Genomic DNA, 20,596 nt, shown 5'->3' with positions numbered 1-20,596 from the left:
GTTCGGCTCAGGCCCTTTTTCGCGCGTCCTCCGCCCATGCCGGGCGGATGGAGGGGGCGCCGAACAAATAACCCTGAAGGCAATCGACGCCCAAAGCGCGAAGGAATTCCGCCTCTTCGACCGTTTCGACCGACTCGGCCACCGTCACCATCTCGAATTGGCGGCCAATGGACATCAGCGCGCGGGTCAGCACCTGATTGTCGGGGTCCTTCTGGATCGAGCGGATGAACTGCCCGTCGATCTTGACCATGTCGAAGAAGAAATCCTTGAAATACCGGAACGCGGTGAAGCCCGCGCCGAAATCATCTAGTGCGAAGGCGATGCCGTATTTCTGCAGATCGTCCATGAAGGCCGTAACCAGCTCTGGCACCAGCATGGCCGAGCTTTCGGTGATCTCAAGAATCAGCCGCTCGCCCACGGTCGCGTCCTGCCCCAGACCCGCCATCAGCACCCGCATCCACGGGGCATAGCCGATGGACCGCGCCGACATGTTGATCGCCAGCCGCAGCGTCGGCGTCTTGCGCAGCGCGGCAAGGCCAAGCTCCAGCGCGGCGCAGTCGATGCGCCGCCCGGTCTCCTGCTCCTCCACCGCGTCCATGAAGTCGCGGGCGGGGATGATGCGGCCCGACGGCTCCATCACCCGGATCAACCCTTCATAGAAGGCGATCTGTTCGGGGTCCGTCCCCAGAACCACCGGCTGATAGGCCAGTGCGACGCGCCTTTCGTCCAGCGCGGCGGAAACCATCGCCATCGTCCGCTTGTCGTTTTCCGAAATGGCGAAGCCGATCGGCGTCCCATCGACCACTGGCTTTGACATGCCCTACCCCTTGCGCTGACGGTGGACAGACTGGCGCACGGGCCGTAAACAAATCGTATAGATTCCGGTTTCGTTCCAATTTTAGGCAAATCTCGCCATGCAAACACGCTGCCACTGGTGCGGGACCGATCCGCTCTACCTCGCCTATCACGACACGGAATGGGGCGTTCCTGAACGGGATTCGCGCGCGCTTTGGGAAAAGCTGATCCTCGACGGGTTTCAGGCCGGGCTGGCCTGGATCACCATCCTGCGCAAACGTGACGCCTTCCGCGCGGCGTTTCAGGGCTTCGATCCGCAGGTCATCGCAAGCTGGGGCGAATCGGACGTGCAGCGCCTGTTGGCCGATCCCGGCATCGTGCGCCATCGCGGCAAGATCGAGGGGGCGATCCTGAACGCCCGCGCCTATCTGGAGATAGAGGATTTCGCGGGCTATCTCTGGGACTATCTGGACGGCAAACCGATCCAGTCCGAAACCTACAACATGACCGAGACGGACCTGTCGCGCCGCATTTCCAAGGATCTGAAGAAACGCGGGTTCAAGTTCTGCGGGCCGACGATCACCTATGCCTTCATGCAGGCGACAGGGATGGTGAACGACCATCACCCCGATTGCTTTGCGCGAAAGCTCTGCGCCTCAGCCGCCTAGGGCGCCAAGCACCGCCAGCGCATCCGGGCTGTCCCATTCGGCATCCCCGGTCAGGCGGCCCACGATCTGCCCCTCGGGGTTCACGATCAGCGTCACAGGCAGCCCCATCACGCCCACCTGCCGCGCCAGCGTCATGCCCGGATCGCGCAGCGCCTCGACGTTCGACACTTCGGCTTCCTCGAAGAACTCCTCGATCTTGGGCACGGCGTTGCGGCCCGTCGCGACGGTCACGACCTCGATCCCCGGCATCGCGACCTGAAGACGGTCCAGCGAGGGCATCTCGTGGCGGCAGGGCGGGCACCACGTGGCCCAGAAGTTCACGACCGTCCACTTGCCCTGAAACTCGGCCAGCGACCGTTCGGCATCGTCCAGACCGACCAGCCCCACCGCGGGCAGCGGTTCGGGATCGTGCAGCGAAAGCTTGCGCATGTCGCCCACTTTCGCAGCCTCGGCGGCGGCGATATCGGCCATCGCCGGATTTGCACCGAAGGCCAAGGCGGTATAGACGACAGCACAGACGATACGCAGCATTTCCACCCTCCGAAGGCAACCAGCATGACCGCATCCGACAAGACCTCTGCCAACGCCATGTGGGGCGGACGTTTCGCCGCCGGACCGGACGCGATCATGGTGGCGATCAACGCCTCGATCGGGTTCGACAAGCGGCTGTATGCACAGGACATCGCCGGATCGCGGGCCCATGCGGCGATGCTTGCCGCGCAGGGTATCATCACGGATAACGATGCGGCGGCGATCGGGGAAGGCCTCCTCACGGTGTTGTCAGAGATTGAAACAGGCGCGTTCCCGTTCCGTGAGGATCTGGAAGACATCCACATGAACGTGGAATCCCGCCTGAAGGAAATCATCGGCGAACCCGCAGGCCGCCTGCATACGGCGCGGTCGCGCAACGATCAGGTCGCGGTCGATTTCCGCCTTTGGGTGCGCGACCAGTGCGACGCCGCCATCGCCGGGATCGACGCGCTGATCCGCGCGTTCGTGTCGCAGGCCGAAGCCGGGGCCGACTGGGTCATGCCGGGCTTCACCCATCTGCAAACCGCGCAGCCGGTGACATGGGGCCATCACATGATGGCCTATGTGGAAATGCTGGGCCGCGACCTCTCCCGCTTTCGCGACGCGCGCGCCCGGATGAACGAATGTCCGCTGGGGGCTGCGGCATTGGCCGGGACCAGTTTCCCCATCGACCGCCACGCCACCGCCGCCGCCTTGGGCTTCGATCGCCCCACGGCGAACAGCCTCGATAGCACCGCCGACCGCGATTTCGCGCTCGAATTCCTGTCGGCCTCGGCCATCTGCGCGATGCACCTGTCGCGCTTTGCCGAAGAACTGGTGATCTGGTCGTCGGCTCAGTTCCGCTTCGTGCGGCTTTCGGATCGTTGGACGACCGGATCGTCCATCATGCCGCAGAAGAAGAACCCCGATGCGGCCGAACTGCTGCGCGCCAAGATCGGCCGCATCCTTGGCGCGGCGGTGGCCCTGTTCACGGTGATGAAGGGTCTGCCGCTGACCTATTCCAAGGACATGCAGGAGGACAAGGAGCAGGTCTTCGACGCCGCCGATACGCTGATGCTGTGCCTTGCCGCGATGACGGGAATGGTGGGCGACATGCAGGCTAATACCGAAGAACTGCGCAAAGCCGCCGCCTCGGGCTTTTCAACCGCGACCGACCTTGCCGACTGGCTGGTGCGCGAGCTTGGCCTGCCGTTCCGCGATGCGCATCACGTGACCGGCACGCTGGTCGCGCTGGCGGAATCCAAACGCTGCGATCTGCCCGACCTGACGCTGGAGGATATGCAGGCCGTCCATGCGGGCATCCGCGCCGATGTGTTCGAAGTGCTGGGCGTGGAAAACTCGGTCCGCAGCCGTATGTCCTATGGGGGCACCGCGCCGGATCAGGTCCGCGCGCAGATCGCCCGCTGGAAGGAGAAGCTGGGATGCGAATCCTGATCCTCGTCGCCCTTCTGGCCGGGTGCCAGTCCGGCCCGTATCTGAACACCGGGATCAGCATCGGGCCGGGCGGCGTCGGCGTCTATCCTTCCGTCAGCGGCCGCGTCGGCGGTGTCGGCGTCGCGGTCGGCCCCTGAGGAACACCCATGAAGCATTCCCTGATCCTTGCCTGCCTTCTGTGCCTTGCCTTCGCCCTGTCCGCCTGCGGCGTGGACGGCACGCCGACCGCACCGAACGGCAGCAAGCCGAACTTCCCCACCAGCGCGCAGCTGGACATCAACCGCTAGGGCCGATCCATGGACCATTTCCTCTACCGTTCCGGCACGCTGCATGCCGAGGATGTGGCGCTGGCCGACATCGCGCGCACCGTCGGCACGCCCTTCTATTGCTATTCCACCGCCACGCTGACCCGTCACTACCAGCTGTTCACCGAGGCGCTGTCGCCCATGCCGCATCTGGTGTGCTTTGCGATCAAGTCGCTGTCGAACGTGGCTGTGCTGAAGACGCTTGGCAATCTGGGCGCGGGGATGGACGTGGTTTCGGGCGGCGAATACCTGCGGGCGAAAGCCGCGGGCGTTCCGGGCGAGCGCATCGTGTTTTCCGGCGTCGGCAAGACGCGCGAGGAGATGCGTCTGGTGCTGGAAGGCGGCATCCGCCAGTTCAACGTGGAATCCGAGCCCGAGATGCGCGCGATCTCCGAGGTTGCGACGGCGATGGGCGTGACTGCCCCGATCACCATCCGGGTGAACCCGGATGTGGATGCCCGCACGCATGAAAAGATCGCGACGGGCAAGAAGGAAAACAAGTTCGGCATCCCGATCGCCCGCGCCTCCGAGGTCTATGCCGAAGCCGCCCGCCTGCCGGGGATCGAGGTCGTGGGCATCGACGTCCATATCGGATCGCAACTGACCGAGCTGGAGCCGTTCGAGCAAGCCTATCTGAAGGTCGCGGACCTGACGCGCCGCCTGCGGGCCGAAGGGCACGACATCCGCCGTCTGGATCTGGGCGGCGGGCTGGGCATCCCCTACCAACGCTCGAACGAGGCGCCGCCCCTGCCGGTCGAATACGGCGCGCTGATCAAGCGCACGGTCGGGGACCTGGGCTGCGAGATCGAGATCGAGCCGGGCCGCCTGATCTCGGGCAACTCCGGCGTGCTGGTCTCGGGCGTGATCTACGTCAAGAACGGCGAGGGACGGGATTTCCTGATCCTCGACGCGGCGATGAACGATCTGGTCCGCCCGTCCATGTATGGCGCGTGGCATGACATCGTTCCGGTTGAGGAACCCGCCCCTGCCGCCGAAAAGCAGGAATACGACGTGGTCGGCCCGGTCTGCGAGACGGGCGACACCTTCGCCAAGGCCCGCCCCCTGCCGAAACTGGCCGAAGGGGATCTGGTCGCCTTTCGGTCCGCCGGGGCTTATGGCGCGGTGATGGCCAGCGAATACAACACCCGCCCGCTGGTGCCCGAGGTGCTGGTGAACGGCGATCACTATGCCGTCATTCGGGCGCGACCGACATTTGACGAAATCCTCGCACGCGATACGATACCGGAGTGGCTCTAACCCCGCAGGTGGAATGACCGAAAGCGATCAGACGCTGCGCCGACTGGCCTGGCCGATCAGGCTCACGCTGGGCGGGCTTTGGGCCGAAAGGCTTCTGCGCGCCTTCTGGCCGCTGATCACGCTGGCGATGGCGACATTGGCGGTGCTGGCCTTCGGGCTTCAGGACCGGATGCCGCTGGAGGCGCTGTGGGCATGGCTCGTGCTGACCGCGCTGGGCGGGGGCGTTGCGCTGGTCTGGGGTGTGCGGCAGTTCCGCAGACCGCGCCGCGCGGATGCGCTGGCGCGGCTGGATGCCGCCCTGCCCGGCCGCCCGATCTCTGCACTGAGCGATACGCAGGCCATCGGCGTGACCGACCCGGCATCGCAGGCGGTCTGGGCCGCGCATCGGCAGCGCATGGCGGAACGCGCGACGGCGGCAAAGGCGGTGCGGCCCGATCTGCAACTGGCCTCGCGCGATCCGTTCGCACTGCGCTATCTGGCGCTGACGGCGCTGGTGGTGGCGCTGATCTTCGGCTCGCTCTGGCGGGTCACTTCGATCACGGGAACGCCGATGGGCGGCGCACAGGTCGCGACCGGCCCGACATGGGAGGCGTGGGTCCAGCCCCCCGCCCATACCGGCAAGCCGTCGCTTTACCTGAACGACATCACGGCGGCCTCCTTCCCCGCCCCGGTCGGCAGCCGCGTCCAGATCCGGCTGTATGGCGAAGTGGGCGATCTGACCGTGGCCGAAACCGTGTCGGCCCGGACCGAAGCGCCCACAGCGTCCGAGCCGCAGCAGGAATTTCAGATCAACCGCTCGGGCAGCTTGTCGATCAACGGCGCGGGCGGGCAGGAATGGCAGATCATCGCCACGCCCGACGCAGCCCCCACCATCGGATCGACCGCCGAATTGCAGCGCGAGCCGAACGGAGAGATGCGCCTGCCCTTCGAGGCGGGCGACGATTACGGCGTCACCGCCGCGCGGGCCGAAATCGCGCTGGACCTGCCTGCCGTGGACCGCCGCTTCGGCCTTGCCGCCGATCCCGAACCGCGCGAAACGATCGTTCTGGACCTGCCGCTGCCGATCACCGGCAGCCGGACAGAATTCTCCGAATTGCTGGTCGAAGACCTATCGCAGCACCCCTTCGCCAACCTGCCCGTCACCATCAGCCTGAGCGCGACCGACGGCGCGGGCCAGACCGGCGCGTCCGAACCGATGCACGTGACCCTGCCCGGCCGGCGGTTCTTCGACCCACTGGCGGCGGCGTTGATCGAGATGCGGCGCGACCTTTTGTGGACCGCCGGGAATGCCGCGCGGACGGATCAGGTGCTGAAAGCCCTGACCCACCGCCCCGAAGGGCTGTTCCGCAACGAACGCGCCTTCTTGCGTCTGCGGGTGCTGATGCGCGATCTGGCCGCGAACCGCGACACGCTGGCGGGGGAGAAGCGCGACGAGATCGCAGCTCAGCTTTGGGATATCGCCCTGCTGGTGGAGGAAGGCGATCTGGCATCGGCGATGGAGCAGATGCGCCGTGCGCAAGACCGTCTGGACGAAGCGATCCGAAACGGGGCAGACCCGTCCGAGATCGAGGAGCTGATGCAGGAGTTGCGCGAGGCGACGGACAATTATATCCGCGAGCTTGCCGAACAGGCGCAGCGCAATCCCGACCAGCAACAGACGCAGGAAGGCCAGCAGATGCAGCTGTCCGGCCAGCAGCTTCAGGACATGATGGACCAGCTTCAGAAGCTGATGGAAGAAGGCAAGATGGCCGAGGCCGCCGAGCTGATGGAGATGATGCGCCAGCTGATGGAGAACCTGCAGGTGACGCAGGGGCCGGGTGGGTCGGGCGGTCCGGGGCAGCAGGCGATGCGCGATCTGCAGGATACGCTGCGCGGCCAGCAGGGACTGTCTGACGAAAGCTTCGACAACCTGCAACGCGGCGACGGTCAGGGCGGCGAAGGTCTGGCGCAGCGCCAGCGGGAATTGCAGGACAAGCTGAACGGGCTGGACGGGCTGCCGGGCCAAGGCTCCGAGAAGGGTGCCGAGGGTCAGCGCCAGCTTGACCGGGCGGGCCGCGCGATGGAGGAAGCCGAGCGCGCGCTGCGGGACGGCGATCTGTCCGGCGCGCTGGACAAGCAGGCCGAGGCGATGGACGCGATGCGCGAGGGAATGCGCAACTTCGGCGAGGCAATGGCCGAGGAACAGGGCCAGCAAGGCCCCGGCGGACAGCCGAATGGCGAGCAGTTCGGGCAGGCGAACCCCGAGGGCCAGCGCGACCCGCTGGGCCGCGAGCCGGGGGAGTCGGGCCGCATCGGATCGGACCGCAACATGCTGCAGGGCGAAGACATCTATCGCCGGGCCGAGGAGCTGCTGGACGAGATCCGCCGCCGGTCGGGGGAACAGCAGCGCCCCTCGGGCGAGTTGGATTACCTGCGCCGCCTGCTGGATCTGTTCTGAGGGAACGCCGCTCGGGGGGCATCGAGCCCCCGCTCGCGGCGGCTGCCGCGGATCAGGAGCGAAGGGCGGCGCTGACCTGTCTTGCGAAATCCGCCAGCTTCTGCCGTCCGGCATCCACGAAGGAGACGTATTGCGCCAGAGGATCGCGCAGCTCGGGCAGCGCATCGGCCAGACGCGGGGCGGAGACGTAGATGCCGGCGACCAGCAGGAACAGCACGATCGTGGCGAAGAAACCCAGCCCGAAGCCGCCCTTCGCGCTTGGGGCGGGGCGCAGCGAGGCCGCAACGTCGGGCTCGGCCCCCAGCTGTTCGGAAGGTCTGGCAACCTGGCGGGCACCGCCCGGCGGGACCGGCTTGCGGGCCGCGGGGGGGGGCGGCTCCGCAGATCGAGTCTCGGGCGCTTGCACCGGCGGCTTTGGCGCGGCGATACCCTCCTTGCGACGCTCGGCCGTCTCGCGTTCGGCCTCCTGCCGCAGAAAGGCGCGTATGTCATTCAGCGCGGGCGGGCGGGCGGGTTCCAGCTTCGGCTCCGGCATCGGATCGGGCTTCGGTTCCGGATCGGGCGCGCGGCGTTCCACGAAGGGTTCGGGCGCGCCGAAGGGGCGGGCCGTGATCGGCGGATACTGGAACCAGCCATGGCCGCAGGCGGAACACTGGACGTCGCGCCCTTCCTCGGGGACGGCGCTTTCATCGACTTCGTATTGCGCGCCACATCCCGGGCAATTCAGCCGCATCGTTCCCGTCCCTTGTGGTTTGCGATGTTCTTAGCAACGAAGACCATGCTATCCAAGCCGTTGCAAGCACGACGCCCCTGCGGCAAGAGTGCAACCGAAACGCGTGCGGGAGAGCCCGGTGATTGCCTTTGACAACGTGGCCTACAGCTATGGCGGGGGGGAGCTTCTGTCCGATGTCAGCCTGTCGCTGGCGCCGGGCTCGTTCCATTTCCTGACCGGGCCGTCGGGGTCGGGAAAATCGACGCTGCTGAAACTGTGCTATGCCGAGCTCTTGCCGACGGCGGGGCAGATCAGCATCTTCGACCGCGACGCGCGGGGGCTGTCGCGCGACGACGTGGCGCGGGTGCGGCGGCGGATCGGGGTCGTGCATCAGGATTGCCAGTTTCTGGACCATCTGCCGGTCGCAACCAATGTGACGCTGCCACTGGCGGTCACGCGGCGCGAGACGTCGGCGGAGGATCTGAAAGACCTGCTGGCATGGGTCGGGCTGTCGCATCTGGCCGGGGCGATGCCGCCTGAACTGTCGGGGGGCGAGCGTCAGCGCGCCGCCGTCGCCCGCGCGGTCATCATGTCGCCGGACGTGCTGCTGGCGGACGAGCCGACAGGGAACCTCGATTGGGAGATGTCGGTGCGGCTGCTGACCCTGCTGGTGGAGCTGAACCGGATGGGCAAGACCATCGTCATCGCCACCCATGACATGAACCTGATCCGCACGGCGAAAAGCCAGGTCGCGGCGCGGGTGCTGCGGATCAAGGATCGGCGTGTGCAGCTTGCGGGGGCCGACCTGTGATCCGGTCCATCCTTGCCGACATGACGCCCGACCCCGCCGCCGACCGCGTGGTCCCGCCGACCGGGCACACGGCATGGCTGACGCAGTTCACCGCCGGTGTCATGGCGTTTCTGGCCGTCTTTGCGCTGGCCCTGTCGATGGCGGCGGGGCGGCTGGCTGATCGGTGGGAGGATGCGCTGGCCCGCACGGCGACCATCCGCATCTCGGCCCCCGAGGATCAGATGCAGGTCCAGACCGAGGCGGTGCTGGCCCTGCTGACGACGACCCCCGGCATCGCCGAGGCGCGGGCGTTGACGGATGACGAACAGCGCGCGTTGCTAGCCCCTTGGTTCGGCCCGGACCTGCCGCTGGATGAATTGCCCATCCCCCGCCTGATCGAGTTGACAGAGGAAGGCGAGGGTTACGATTCCGAAGGGTTGCGCCAAAGACTGGCTGCCGAGGCTCCGGGCGCGATCCTTGACGATCACGACCGCTGGCGGCGTCCGCTGGCCATCGCCGCGGGGCGGCTTCAGGCGCTGGGCCTTGGCGCGGTGGTGCTGATATTGGCCGCGACGGGGGCTGTGATCTCGCTTGCTGCAAAGGCGTCGCTGGCGTCCAACGATCAGGTGATCCGGGTGCTGCGCCAGATCGGGGCGCGCGACACCTATATCGCGCGGGCCTTCGTGCGGCGGTTCACGCTGCGTGCGCTGTCGGGCGCGGCGGCGGGAACGCTGGCGGGGCTGGTGGTGCTGTGGCTGATGCCGTCGGGCGGGGATGCGGCCGGTTTCCTGACCGGCCTTGGCTTCGAAGGCTTCGGCTGGCTCTGGGCTTGGACGCTGCCGCTGCTGTCTGCCGCCATCGCCTTTGCCGCGACGCGGGCCACGGCTTTTGCCAAACTGGGGACGATGCGATGATCCGCCGGATTCACCCGCTGCAATGGCTGCTGTCGCTGGTCTTCATCCTCCAGATGTATCTGGCGATGGCGGTTCTGGCCGTGGTCTTTGCGCCCATCGCGATTGTCCGGCGCGAGGCGGCGATGGCGGCCTGCCAGAACTTCTGCCGCTGGGTGCGCTTTTCCCTGCGGGTGATCTGCGGGCTGCGGACCGAGGTGCGCGGCACGCCACCGACCGGCGCGGCGCTGGTTCCTGCGAAACATCAAAGCTTCCTCGACATCCTTCTGATCTTCGGCGCGATGGAACAGCCGCGTTTCATCATGAAGCAGGAACTCGTCTATGCCCCGATCCTTGGCTGGTATGCGCTGCGCGTCGGCTGCGTTCCCGTTTCCCGCGGCAAACGGGGCGAGGCGATCAAGCGCATGATGGACCGCGTGCGCGAAGGCGCCGAACGTCCGGGGCAGCTCGTGATCTATCCGCAGGGCACGCGCGTCGCGCCGGGGGCCAAGCTGCCCTACAAGGTCGGCGCGGCGCTGCTTTATGCGCAGATGGGCGGCACCTGCGTGCCGGTCGCCGCGAATGTGGGCCTGTTCTGGCCGCGTCACGGCATCTATCGCAAGCCCGGAACCGCCGTTGTCGAATTCCTGCCCCCCATCGAGCCCGGGCTGCCGCAGGATATCTTCATGGAGCGGCTGGAGCGCAGCATCGAGACCGCATCCGACCGCCTGATAGCAGAGGCACGATGAAGAAGATCGACACGCTGGACGAATTGCATGCCGTCTATGGCACCCCCGGCAAGGCGGCGACGGAAAAGGTCACCGCCCGGTTGACCCCCGCCTATGCCGCATGGATCGAACGCAGCCGCTTCTGCATCCTGATCACCGTCGGGCCGGAGGGAACCGACGGATCACCCCGTGGCGACGATGGCCCGGTGGTGCGGATACTGGACCCGGAAACGCTGGCCATGCCCGACTGGAAGGGCAACGACCGCATCGACAGTCTGCGCAACATCGTGCGCGACGGGCGGTGCAGCCTGATGTTCATGGTGCCGGGATCGAACAACGCGATGCGGGTGAATGCCGATGCGGTGGTGACGACCGACGATGCGCTGCGGGAAAGTTTCTCGCATAACGGGCTGCTGCCCCGCTCGGTCATCGTCTTCCGCATCCGAGAGGTCTATTCCCAATGCGCGCGGGCGATGATGCGGTCGGGGCTATGGGCGGGCGAGGACCAGTCGGCGGGCCTCCCCACCGTAGGTGACATGATGAGGGACGCGACGGGCGGCACCTTCGATGGGGCCACCTATGACGCGGAATGGGCGGCGCGTGCCGCCCGCACCATGTGGTGATCAGGCCGCCAGGCCCTTGGTCCCCATGTCGAGGAACTTCTGACGGCGGTCCTTGACCAGCGCCTCGGGCTTCTTGCCCGAAAGCTCCTTCAGCATCGTCTCGATCGCCTTGCCGACCGCGTCGATGGCTTCGGACGGCGCGCGCTGGGCGCCGCCGGTGGGTTCCTTGATGATGCGGTCGATCACGCCCAGCTTTTGCAGGTCCTGCGCGGTCAGGCGCAGCGCCTCGGCGGCTTCGCGCATCTTTTCCGCGTCTTTCCACAGGATCGACGCGCAGCCCTCGGGCGAGATGACGGAATAGACCGAATGTTCCAGCATCGCCACGCGGTTGGCGGCGGCGAAGGCGACCGCCCCACCCGATCCGCCCTCGCCGATGACGGTGGCGATGACCGGCACGCCGATCTCAAGGCATTTCTGGGTCGAACGCGCGATGGCCTCGGACTGGCCGCGTTCCTCGGCCCCCTTGCCGGGATAGGCGCCGGGCGTGTCGATCAGCGTGATAACCGGCAGGCCGAAACGGTCCGCCATGTCCATCAGGCGGATCGCCTTGCGGTATCCCTCGGGGCGGGCCATGCCGAAGTTGCGGTCGATCCGGCTTTTGGTGTCGTGGCCCTTTTCATGGCCGATCACCACGACGGGCCGCCCGTCGAACCGCGCGATGCCGCCCATGACCGCATGATCGTCGGCAAAGTTCCGGTCCCCCGCCAGCGGCGTGAACTCGGTGAACAACTGCTCGATGTAGTCCTTGCAATGCGGGCGTTCGGGATGGCGGGCGACCTGCGTCTTCCGCCAGGCCGACAGATCCTTGTAAAGATCGCGCAGCATCGTCTCCGCCTTGCGGTCCAGCGCGGCGGCTTCCTTTTCGACGTCCATCTCGGAATTGGCGCGGGCCAGCGCGCGCAGCTCCTCTGCCTTGCCTTCGATTTCGGCGAGGGGCTTTTCGAACTCAAGGTAATTCATGGCGCGCGTCCCTGATGGAATGTTCCGGCTATATGCCTTCCCGCAGCCGTCATTGCAACCGGGCCGCCAGAAACAGCAACGCCCCGAGGCGTACCTCGGGGCGCGCGTCCTCCCCTTTGCCACGATGGCCTCCCCGCCTATCGCGACCGGGTAAAGGGTTCGACGGGTGCCGATGCCGTCGCGACTCAACGTTGCCTGTTTTGGTGGCGGTTTGTCAACGAGTCTTCACAGTTCTGTCATAGACCTTACGCACAGACGAATCTTCGACATCCATCCATCGTGACGCACGAAGACATCGCATCCTTACATCATCGTCGAAGATTCTTCTTTCGCTTGGGGCGAATTGTCCAGTTGCTTGCAGAAAATCCGTTCTGAACGACCGCATTCGCGCAGGAATTCCGTCGCGTCACGGCTAGTGTCGAGGGAAGAGCGAAAGGACCCTCCCCATGATCCAAACCCCGTATCTGCTATTTTTGGGCGATGCGCCCGACGCGCTTGCCGCCAAGGTTGCGCAGGGAATCAAGGACTGGCGCCCGGAATTCGCCGTCGGGCAATTCCGCATGGACGGCTGCCGCGCCGATATGGGCCTGCCCGACATGACGATTGCCGAGGCGAAGGCCGCTGGCGTCAAAACGCTGGTGATCGGCGTTGCCAACCGCGGCGGCGTCATCAGCCCCGCTTGGAAGAAGGTGCTGGTCGAGGCGCTGGAGCAGGGGCTGGACCTCGCATCCGGCCTGCACAACCTGCTGCGGGACGAGCAGGAGCTGGTCGCCGCCGCCGAGGCGAACGGCCGCACCCTGCATGACGTGCGCGTGCCGTCGGTCGAATATCCCATCGCGAACGGCAAGAAGCGCACGGGCAAGCGGATGCTGGCGGTCGGCACGGACTGCTCGGTCGGCAAGATGTATACCGCGCTGTGTGTCGAAAAGGAGATGCGCGCGCGCGGGCTGAAGGCCAGCTTCCGCGCGACGGGCCAGACCGGCATCCTGATCACGGGGGGCGGCGTGCCGCTGGATGCGGTGATCGCGGATTTCATGGCCGGGTCGGTGGAATACCTGACGCCGGACAACGATCCCGACCACTGGGACCTGATCGAGGGGCAAGGCTCGCTGTTCCACGTCTCCTATTCCGGCGTCACGCTGGCGCTGGTGCATGGCGGGCAGCCGGACGCGCTGGTCATCTGTCACGAGCCGACCCGCCCGCATATGCGCGGCCTGCCGGATTACACCCTGCCCTCGCTGGAGCAGGTGCGAGACACGGCGCTGCTGCTGGCGCGCGTGGCGAACCCGGCCTGCGTCGCGGTCGGCTATGCCATCAACACCCAGCACATGGCCGAGGATGAGGCGAAGGCCTATCTCGCCGACGTGGAAACGAGACTGGGTCTGCCTGCGACCGACCCCTTCCGCTTCGGCGCGGGCAAGCTCGTCGATGCGCTGGAGAAGCTATGATCACCGTTACCCCCGACACGTTCCGTCTGGCACAGGTCTTCACCATCAGCCGCGGATCGCGGACCGAGGCGAAGGTGCTGACCGTTCGGGTCGAATGCGGTGGGCTGGTGGGGCGCGGCGAATGCGTCCCCTATGCCCGCTATGACGAAACGCTGGACAGCGTGACGGCCCAGATCGCCACGCTGCCGGACAACGTGACGCGGGCGGATCTGCAATCGCTGCTGCCCGCGGGGGCGGCCCGCAACGCCGTCGATTGCGCGCTGTGGGACCTGGAGGCGAAGGCGGCGGGCAAGCGGGTCTGGGATCTTCTGGACCTGCCCAAGCCCAAGCCGGAGATCACCGCTTATACCCTGTCGCTGGACACGCCGGACAACATGCGGGCTGCGGCGGCGAAGAATGCGCACCGCCCCCTGCTGAAGATCAAGCTGGGCACGCCCGACGACATGGCGCGGCTGGAGGCGGTGCGTTCCGGCGCGCCGTCCACCAAGATCATCGTCGATGCGAACGAAGGCTGGACGGCCGAAGTCTATTCCGACCTTGCGCCGCATCTGATCCGTCTGGGCGTCGCGCTGGTGGAACAGCCGCTTCCGGCGGGCAGCGACGACATGCTGGCGGAAATCGCCCGCCCCCTGCCCGTCTGCGCGGACGAAAGCTGCCATGACAGCCACAGCCTGCCGGGGCTGCGCGGCAAATACGACTTCGTGAACATCAAGCTGGACAAGACCGGCGGGTTGACCGAGGCGCTGCGCCTGAAAGACGCGGCGCTGGCCGAGGGCCATGGGCTGATGGTCGGCTGCATGGTCGGATCGTCGCTGGCGATGGCCCCTGCGGTGATCTTGGCGCAGGGCGCGGGCTACACCGACCTTGACGGGCCGCTGCTTCTGGCAGAAGACCGCGATGACCCGCTGGTCTTCGACGCGGCGGGCGTGCACCCGCCAACCGCAAGCCTCTGGGGATGACCATGACGCGCACCGTCTATGTGAACGGCGAATATTTGCCGGAAACCGAAGCCAAAGTCTCGATCTTCGACCGGGGCTTTCTGATGGCCGACGGCGTCTATGAGGTCACGTCCGTGCTGGACGGCAAGCTTCTGGACTATGCCGGCCACGAGGCGCGCCTGGAACGGTCGCTGGCGGAACTGGACATGGCGAACCCGCTGACGAAAGAGGATCTGCTGGAGGTTCACCGCGAACTGGTCCGCGAGAACGGCGTCCAGAACGGCATGGTCTATCTTCAGATCACCCGTGGAAGCGCCGGGGATCGCAGCTTCTATTTCCCCGATGCGGCGACCGTCCCCTCGACCATCGTGCTGTTCACGCAATCGGTGCCGGAGCTTGCCGCACCGAAGGCACCGATCCGCGTGATCTCCATCGACGACATCCGCTGGGGCCGCCGCGACATCAAGACGGTGCAGCTGCTTTACCCGTCGATGGCCAAGATGGCGGCCAAGAAGGCGGGCGTCGATGATGCGTGGTTCGTGATGGACGGTCTGGTGACCGAAGGCACCGCGAACAACGCCTATATCGTCAAGGACGGCCGGATCATCACCCGCCCCCTGTCGAACGAGATCCTGCACGGCATCACCCGCGCCACGCTGTTCAAATACGCGGCCGAAGCGCAGATGGTGATCGAGGAACGCGCCTTCACCATCGAAGAAGCGCAGAAGGCGGACGAGGCCTTCATCACCGGCGCATCGACCTTCGTGACCCCGGTTGCGGAGATCGACGGTGTGGCGTTGCCGGGCGGCCCGGTGGCCACCCGCCTGCGCGAAATCTACATCGAGGAATCGCGCAAAGCCGCGATCTAACGCTGAAAGCGCGCCTTCCATTCGTCATAGGGCATCCCATAGACGATGGTGCGCGCTTCTTCCTTCTCCATCGGGATGCCGCGCTCGTTCGCGGCTTCCTGATACCATTTCGACAGGCAGTTGCGGCAAAAGCCCGCAAGCTCCATCAGGTCGATGTTCTGCACATCCGTCCGGTCGCGCAGATGGTCGCGCAGACGGCGGAAGGCGGCGGCTTCAAGTTCGATCTCGTTCATATGTCCTCCAGCGTGGCGGTCAGGATCGGCGCAAGGCGATGCGCCCAATGCGCCTGCTCCGCCGCCGTTCCGATCAGATCGTTGCGCAGCTCGATCAGCGTATTGTGCCGCCCCTTCTGCAAGGCGTGCTGGTCGATGGCGTCTCCCGGCAGGTGCCCATCATAAGGCTCGTTGTCGCCGATGCACAGATCCGCCTCGGCCTCCAACCGCCGGATCAGCGCGCGCGAGAACCGCGAATCCAGATGCGAATGCAGCACGCCCACATGCCAAGGGCGCGGCGGGCGGTTCAACAGACGCGGCGTGAAGCTGTGGATCGACACGATCACCGTATCCTCGCGCCGCGCCGCCAGCCGTTCCAGCGCATCGTGATAGGGGCGGTAGAGCGTCGTCAGCCGCCGCTCGACCTCGGTGGCATCGACATGGCGGTTGGCGGGAATGATCGTGCCGTCATACAGGCGCATCACCAGCGTCGGGTCATCCTCGCCCCGGTTCGGGTCGATCACCAGACGCGAGAAATCCGACATCACCGCCGTCGCGCCCAAGGCATCGGCCAGCGCCGCCGCCAGCCCCGCCGCGCCCACGTCATAGGCGATGTGGCGGGCCATGTCGGCAGCCGCGATGCCCAGACTGCCGATTTCGGGCGGGACGCGGTTGGTGGCGTGATCGCAGGTGATCAGGAACCGCGACGATTTTTCTTCTCCGATGATCCGATAGGCGTCCACGTCCTCTCCTGTCGCATTACGGTGCCATTGGGGGTATATGCCCCCGAGACGGGAAGCGCCAGTTGCGCGGCGATCACGGATGTTTACGCTAACATCACGGTTGCCGGGCATCATCCGATGGGCGATAACCCCAGCCGAAGCATACGGAGAAGCAGATGAGACGCCTTCGCAACGTCAAGATCGTGGCCACGCTCGGCCCGGCTTCCAGCAGCTATGAGACCATCCGCGCCCTGTTCGAGGCTGGCGCCGATGTGTTCCGGCTGAACATGAGCCATGGCAGCCATGACGACATCCGTGCGCGGCACGAGATCATCCGCAAGATCGAGGCCGATACCGGCCGCCCCATCGGCATTCTTGCCGACCTTCAGGGGCCGAAACTGCGCGTCGGCACCTTCGCCAACGGGTCCGAGGAGCTGGACATCGGCACGAAGTTCCGCATGGACCTGTCCGACGCGCCGGGCGACGCCACCCGCGTGAACCTGCCCCACCCCGAGATTTTCGCGGCGCTGGAGCCGGGTTCGACCCTGCTGGTCAACGATGGCAAGATCCGCCTGCTGGTGGACGATTGCGGCCCCGATTTCGCCAATTGCACCGTGACGGTGGGCGGGACGATTTCGAACCGCAAGGGCGTGAACGTGCCCGACGTGGTGCTGCCGCTGGCCGCGCTGTCGGCCAAGGACCGCAAGGATCTGGAATTCATCTGCGATCTGGGCTGCGACTGGCTGGCCTTGTCCTTCGTCCAGCGCCCCGAGGATGTGATCGAGGCACGCGATCTGGCCAAGGGCCGGGCCGCCATCCTGTCCAAGATCGAAAAACCCGCTGCCGTCCATGCCTATGACGCCATTCTTGACGTGTCGGACGGGATCATGGTCGCGCGGGGCGATCTGGGCGTGGAACTGCCGGTCCATGCCGTGCCGCCGATCCAGAAACGCCTGATCCGCGGTGCGCGCGCAGCGGCCAAGCCCGTGATCGTCGCGACGCAGATGCTGGAATCGATGATCGAATCGCCCGTCCCCACCCGGGCCGAGGTGTCCGACGTCGCGACCGCCATCTATGAAGGCGCGGATGCGGTGATGCTTTCCGCGGAATCGGCAGCGGGCCAATATCCGATCGAGGCGGTGACGACGATGAACAACGTCGCCATCTCGGTCGAAAGCGACCGCACCTATCGCGACGTGATCGAGGCGAGCCGGACCGCGAAACGCCAGACCGTCGCCGACGCCATCGTGGCCGCCGCGCGCGAGATTGCGGAAACCACGCCCGTCCGCGCGATCTGCTGCTTCTCGCAGACCGGGACGACCGTTTCGCTCGTGGCGCGCGAACGGCCCCGTGTGCCGATTCTGGCGCTGACCCCGCTGATGGACACGGCGCGCCGCCTGTGCCTGACCTGGGGCACCCACTGCGTCATCACCGAGGAGCAGGACCGCTTCAAGGGTGCGGTCATCGCTGCCGCCCGTGCCGCGCGCAAATACGACTTCGCGACCGAAAAGGAACAGATCGTCGTCACCGCCGGCGTTCCGTTCAACAAATCCGGCACGACGAACATCCTGCGCGTCGCCCCCTGCGACGAAAAGCTGATCTACAAGGCGGAAACCGAATAGGTCTTGCCATAAGGGCGCGGCGCCTCTATACGCCGCCCCCTGATACCCGCGCGCCCGGCCGATGTGGCATTGCCGTGGCGCGCGTTCACACTCTGAACAGGAGATGAAAATGCCCAAGATGAAGACCAAATCGGCCGCGAAGAAGCGTTTCAGCTTCACGGCCTCCGGCCGCGTCAAGGCCGGTCCTGCCGGCAAACGCCACGGCATGATCAAACGCTCGACGAAATTCATCCGCGACGTCACGGGGACCATGATCCTGTGCGATTCGGACGAGAAGATCGTCAAGAAATACATGCCCTACAACCGGTAAGGAGAGCGTAGAATGTCCCGCGTCAAATCCGGCGTCGTCACGCACGCCCGCCACCGCAAGGTCATCAAGGCAGCGAAAGGCTACTACGCCGCCCGCTCGACCAACTTCCGCACCGCGACGCAGGCCGTCGACAAGGCGAACCAATACGCGACCCGCGACCGCAAGGTCCGCAAGCGTCAGTTCCGCGCCCTGTGGATCCAGCGCATCAACGCCGCTGTCCGTCTGTTCGATGCCGAAATGACCTATTCGCGCTTCATCAACGGTCTGGCCAAAGCCGGCATCGAAGTGGACCGCAAGGTTCTGGCCGATCTGGCCGTGCACGAGCCGGAAGCCTTCAACGCGATTGCCGCACAAGCGAAAACCGCGCTGGCCTGAGCCGAAGATACCGTTAAAGTAGAAAGCCGCGGAGCGATCCGCGGCTTTTTGCATTGGAGGGGACATGCCCAGATTCGGCGGCAACAGCAATTACTTCCGCGACTTCGCCTCGCGGACGGGCGATCGCATGATGCTGAAGATGGAACATTACCTCGACATCTATCCTCGGCTGGTCGGCCATCTGCGCGGGCAGGACATCTCGTTTCTTGAGATCGGCGTCTACAAGGGCGGGTCGATCCCGATGTGGAAGGGGTATTTCGGCCCTTCGGCGCACCTGACCTTCCTCGACATCGACCCGGCCTGCCTGCAACTGGCCCTGCCCGGCACAACGGTCGAGATCGGCGACCAGTCCGACCCCGACTTCCTGTCCCGCATGGCAGATCGTCGCGGCCCGTTCGATCTGATCATTGACGATGGCGGGCATCACATGGACCAGCAGATTACCAGCTTCAACGCGCTCTGGCCCCGGCTGAACGATGGCGGGCTTTATATCGTCGAGGATACGCACACCTCCTACTGGCCCGGCTTTGGCGGCGGCTTTCGGGAACCGGCCAGCTTCATGGAATTCGCCAAGGATCTGATCGACCGGATGCACAGCTGGTATACCGACCAGGACGACGCCTTCCCGCTGCATCCCTTGGCCGCCGAAATCGGCTCCATCCGCTTCTACGATTCCATGGTGGTGATCGAGAAGCACATGAAGGAAGCCCCCATCTCCATCGCCGCGCTGGACGGGCAGGTCCGCTGTTCGCGCAAGATGCTTCAGGTCCGGGGGCGCAAGTCGATCTTCTGACGCCTTGCAAAAAAGGCCCCGCGCCGCTAGTCCCAAGGCAAAGACCAAGGGGGCCGCAATGGACGGGATCGACACGCTTCGGGGCAAATACCTTGAAAGCATTACGGGCGCGGGCGACGAATCCGCGCTGGAGGAGATCCGCCTGTCGGCTCTTGGCAAAAAGGGTGAGATCAGCCTGAAGATGCGCGAGCTGGGCAAGATGACGCCCGAGGAGCGTCAGACCACCGGCGCCGCCCTGAACCGCCTGAAGGACGAGCTGGACGCCGCCCTGCGCGCCCGCAAGGTGTCGCTGGCCGACGCCGCGCTGGACGAACGCCTGCGGTCGGAATGGCTGGACGTGACCCTGCCCTCGCGCCCGCGCCGTTTCGGCACGATCCACCCGGTGAGCCAGGTGATGGAGGAACTGACCGCCATCTTCGCCGATATGGGCTTTTCGGTCGCCGAAGGGCCGCAGGTCGAAAGCGACTGGTATAACTTTGACGCGCTGAACATCCCGCCGGAACACCCCGCGCGGCAGGAGCATGACACCTTCTTCATGCATCGCGCGGAAGGCGACACCCGCCCGCCCCACGTGCTGCGCACCCACACCTCCCCCGTGCAGATCCGCGCGCTGGAGGCGAACGGCGCTCCGATCCGCGTGATCGCGCCGGGCCGCGTTTACCGCATGGACATGGACCAGACCCACACGCCAATGTTCCACCAGGTCGAGGGCCTCGCCATCGACAAGGACATCAGCATGGCGAACCTGAAATGGGTGCTTGAGGAATTCTGCCGCGCCTTCTTCGAGGTTCCCTCGGTCGAACTCCGCTTCCGCGCCTCGCATTTCCCCTTCACCGAGCCTTCGGCCGAGGTCGACATCCGCTGCTCGTGGGTGAACGGCCAGCTGAAGATCGGCGAGGGCGACTCGTGGATGGAAATCCTCGGCTCCGGCATGGTCCACCCGAAAGTGCTGCAAGCCGCAGGCGTCGACCCCACCCAATGGCAAGGCTTCGCCTTCGGCATGGGCATCGACCGCATCGCGATGCTGAAATACGGCATCCCCGACCTGCGCGCCTTCTTCGAAAGCGATCTGCGCTGGCTGCGGCATTACGGATTTGCGGCGCTGGACATGCCGGATCTGGCGGGTGGGCTTAGTAGGTGAGCAGGCGAGACGCCATCGCCCGTCCAGCGTGGGCTT

At 65.9% G+C, this 20,596-nt stretch carries 24 protein-coding genes; 18 read left to right on the top strand and 6 right to left on the bottom strand.

Features of this window, described 5'->3' with window-relative positions:
- Positions 1–7: 7 nt before the first annotated feature.
- The gene (locus E2K76_RS06615) at positions 8–817 is read right to left on the bottom strand and encodes an EAL domain-containing protein (RefSeq protein ID WP_136683496.1); all 810 of its coding nucleotides are present in this window, start codon (positions 815–817) and stop codon (positions 8–10) included.
- A gap of 97 nt (positions 818–914) precedes the next feature.
- Here E2K76_RS06615 and E2K76_RS06610 point away from each other — a divergent pair, with 97 nt between their 5' ends.
- On the top strand, positions 915–1,463 hold the full coding sequence (locus E2K76_RS06610) for a DNA-3-methyladenine glycosylase I (RefSeq protein ID WP_136683495.1): 549 nt from the start codon (positions 915–917) through the stop codon (positions 1,461–1,463).
- Here the strand turns inward: E2K76_RS06610 and E2K76_RS06605 are convergent.
- On the bottom strand, positions 1,452–1,994 hold the full coding sequence (locus E2K76_RS06605) for a TlpA family protein disulfide reductase (protein ID WP_136683494.1): 543 nt from the start codon (positions 1,992–1,994) through the stop codon (positions 1,452–1,454). The two genes, E2K76_RS06610 and E2K76_RS06605, sit on opposite strands and share 12 nt — an antisense overlap.
- Before the next feature lie 24 nt (positions 1,995–2,018).
- On the opposite strand from E2K76_RS06605, the gene argH reads away from it, so the two are divergent.
- Genes argH through E2K76_RS06590 form a run of 5 tightly spaced genes read left to right on the top strand, consistent with a single transcriptional unit; the run spans position 2,019 to position 7,427 of the window.
- Positions 2,019–3,428, top strand: a complete 1,410-nt coding sequence (gene argH / locus E2K76_RS06600) for an argininosuccinate lyase (RefSeq protein WP_136683493.1) — start codon at positions 2,019–2,021, stop codon at positions 3,426–3,428.
- Complete coding sequence (locus E2K76_RS20275; protein WP_169053222.1) at positions 3,416–3,565, top strand: hypothetical protein; 150 nt, start codon at positions 3,416–3,418, stop codon at positions 3,563–3,565. Before argH ends, E2K76_RS20275 begins: the two co-directional genes overlap by 13 nt.
- A gap of 9 nt (positions 3,566–3,574) precedes the next feature.
- Positions 3,575–3,715: a hypothetical protein gene (locus E2K76_RS20270; protein WP_169053221.1), complete on the top strand. Its 141-nt coding sequence runs from the start codon at positions 3,575–3,577 to the stop codon at positions 3,713–3,715.
- A gap of 9 nt (positions 3,716–3,724) precedes the next feature.
- Entirely contained in the window at positions 3,725–4,990 is a 1,266-nt protein-coding gene (gene lysA / locus E2K76_RS06595) for a diaminopimelate decarboxylase (RefSeq protein ID WP_136683492.1), read from the top strand.
- A gap of 13 nt (positions 4,991–5,003) precedes the next feature.
- Positions 5,004–7,427 (top strand): DUF4175 domain-containing protein, encoded by a 2,424-nt coding sequence (locus tag E2K76_RS06590; RefSeq protein ID WP_136683491.1) that lies wholly within the window; start codon positions 5,004–5,006, stop codon positions 7,425–7,427.
- 52 nt (positions 7,428–7,479) lie between these two features.
- On the opposite strand, the gene E2K76_RS06585 is transcribed toward E2K76_RS06590, so the two are convergent.
- Positions 7,480–8,160, bottom strand: a complete 681-nt coding sequence (locus E2K76_RS06585) for a zinc-ribbon domain-containing protein (RefSeq protein ID WP_246032914.1) — start codon at positions 8,158–8,160, stop codon at positions 7,480–7,482.
- A 118-nt stretch (positions 8,161–8,278) separates the two neighbouring features.
- Here E2K76_RS06585 and E2K76_RS06580 point away from each other — a divergent pair, with 118 nt between their 5' ends.
- The 4 genes from E2K76_RS06580 to E2K76_RS06565 are packed head-to-tail and all read left to right on the top strand — an operon-like array spanning position 8,279 to position 11,170.
- On the top strand, positions 8,279–8,950 hold the full coding sequence (locus E2K76_RS06580; protein ID WP_136683490.1) for a cell division ATP-binding protein FtsE: 672 nt from the start codon (positions 8,279–8,281) through the stop codon (positions 8,948–8,950).
- A 20-nt stretch (positions 8,951–8,970) separates the two neighbouring features.
- The gene (locus E2K76_RS06575; protein ID WP_136683694.1) at positions 8,971–9,843 is read left to right on the top strand and encodes a cell division protein FtsX; all 873 of its coding nucleotides are present in this window, start codon (positions 8,971–8,973) and stop codon (positions 9,841–9,843) included.
- Complete coding sequence (locus E2K76_RS06570) at positions 9,840–10,568, top strand: lysophospholipid acyltransferase family protein (RefSeq protein WP_136683489.1); 729 nt, start codon at positions 9,840–9,842, stop codon at positions 10,566–10,568. Before E2K76_RS06575 ends, E2K76_RS06570 begins: the two co-directional genes overlap by 4 nt.
- On the top strand, positions 10,565–11,170 hold the full coding sequence (locus tag E2K76_RS06565) for a pyridoxamine 5'-phosphate oxidase family protein (protein ID WP_136683488.1): 606 nt from the start codon (positions 10,565–10,567) through the stop codon (positions 11,168–11,170). The genes E2K76_RS06570 and E2K76_RS06565 overlap by 4 nt, the downstream gene beginning before the upstream one ends.
- Here the strand turns inward: E2K76_RS06565 and E2K76_RS06560 are convergent, their stop codons facing one another.
- Positions 11,171–12,130 carry an acetyl-CoA carboxylase carboxyltransferase subunit alpha gene (locus tag E2K76_RS06560; RefSeq protein WP_136683487.1) on the bottom strand — a complete coding sequence of 320 codons (960 nt, stop codon included), beginning with the start codon at positions 12,128–12,130 and terminating at the stop codon, positions 11,171–11,173. It lies immediately after the preceding gene.
- Positions 12,131–12,576: 446 nt separating this feature from the next.
- Here E2K76_RS06560 and dgcN point away from each other — a divergent pair, with 446 nt between their 5' ends.
- From dgcN to E2K76_RS06545, 3 genes are read left to right on the top strand one after another with little or no spacing between them, the layout of a single operon-like run.
- Positions 12,577–13,578: an N-acetyltransferase DgcN gene (dgcN, locus tag E2K76_RS06555; RefSeq protein WP_136683486.1), complete on the top strand. Its 1,002-nt coding sequence runs from the start codon at positions 12,577–12,579 to the stop codon at positions 13,576–13,578.
- Positions 13,575–14,537 carry an N-acetyl-D-Glu racemase DgcA gene (gene dgcA, locus E2K76_RS06550; RefSeq protein ID WP_136683485.1) on the top strand — a complete coding sequence of 321 codons (963 nt, stop codon included), beginning with the start codon at positions 13,575–13,577 and terminating at the stop codon, positions 14,535–14,537. The genes dgcN and dgcA overlap by 4 nt, the downstream gene beginning before the upstream one ends.
- Before the next feature lie 2 nt (positions 14,538–14,539).
- A complete protein-coding gene (locus E2K76_RS06545) occupies positions 14,540–15,385 on the top strand; it encodes a D-amino-acid transaminase (RefSeq protein WP_136683484.1) in 846 nt (281 codons plus the stop codon).
- Here E2K76_RS06545 and E2K76_RS06540 read toward each other — a convergent pair.
- Positions 15,382–15,618 (bottom strand): DUF1244 domain-containing protein, encoded by a 237-nt coding sequence (locus E2K76_RS06540; RefSeq protein ID WP_136683483.1) that lies wholly within the window; start codon positions 15,616–15,618, stop codon positions 15,382–15,384. The two genes, E2K76_RS06545 and E2K76_RS06540, sit on opposite strands and share 4 nt — an antisense overlap.
- Positions 15,615–16,340, bottom strand: coding sequence for an N-formylglutamate amidohydrolase (locus E2K76_RS06535; protein ID WP_136683482.1), 726 nt, complete (start codon positions 16,338–16,340; stop codon positions 15,615–15,617). The genes E2K76_RS06540 and E2K76_RS06535 overlap by 4 nt, the downstream gene beginning before the upstream one ends.
- Before the next feature lie 155 nt (positions 16,341–16,495).
- On the opposite strand from E2K76_RS06535, the gene pyk reads away from it, so the two are divergent.
- From pyk to pheS, 5 genes are all read left to right on the top strand, one after another.
- The gene (gene pyk, locus E2K76_RS06530) at positions 16,496–17,941 is read left to right on the top strand and encodes a pyruvate kinase (protein WP_136683481.1); all 1,446 of its coding nucleotides are present in this window, start codon (positions 16,496–16,498) and stop codon (positions 17,939–17,941) included.
- A 109-nt stretch (positions 17,942–18,050) separates the two neighbouring features.
- Positions 18,051–18,251 (top strand): 50S ribosomal protein L35, encoded by a 201-nt coding sequence (gene rpmI, locus E2K76_RS06525; protein ID WP_128254852.1) that lies wholly within the window; start codon positions 18,051–18,053, stop codon positions 18,249–18,251.
- Between the two features lie 12 nt (positions 18,252–18,263).
- The gene (rplT, locus tag E2K76_RS06520; RefSeq protein WP_136683480.1) at positions 18,264–18,626 is read left to right on the top strand and encodes a 50S ribosomal protein L20; all 363 of its coding nucleotides are present in this window, start codon (positions 18,264–18,266) and stop codon (positions 18,624–18,626) included.
- Between the two features lie 64 nt (positions 18,627–18,690).
- Positions 18,691–19,419, top strand: coding sequence for a class I SAM-dependent methyltransferase (locus tag E2K76_RS06515; protein WP_136683479.1), 729 nt, complete (start codon positions 18,691–18,693; stop codon positions 19,417–19,419).
- A 67-nt stretch (positions 19,420–19,486) separates the two neighbouring features.
- A complete protein-coding gene (gene pheS / locus E2K76_RS06510) occupies positions 19,487–20,560 on the top strand; it encodes a phenylalanine--tRNA ligase subunit alpha (protein WP_449265777.1) in 1,074 nt (357 codons plus the stop codon).
- Positions 20,561–20,596 lie beyond the last annotated feature (36 nt).

The organism is Falsirhodobacter xinxiangensis (genome assembly GCF_004959935.1).
GTDB classification, from domain to species: domain Bacteria; phylum Pseudomonadota; class Alphaproteobacteria; order Rhodobacterales; family Rhodobacteraceae; genus Falsirhodobacter; species Falsirhodobacter xinxiangensis.
The sequence above is the reverse complement of the archived record's forward strand: the minus strand, read 5'-3'. Positions and strand labels throughout refer to the sequence as shown.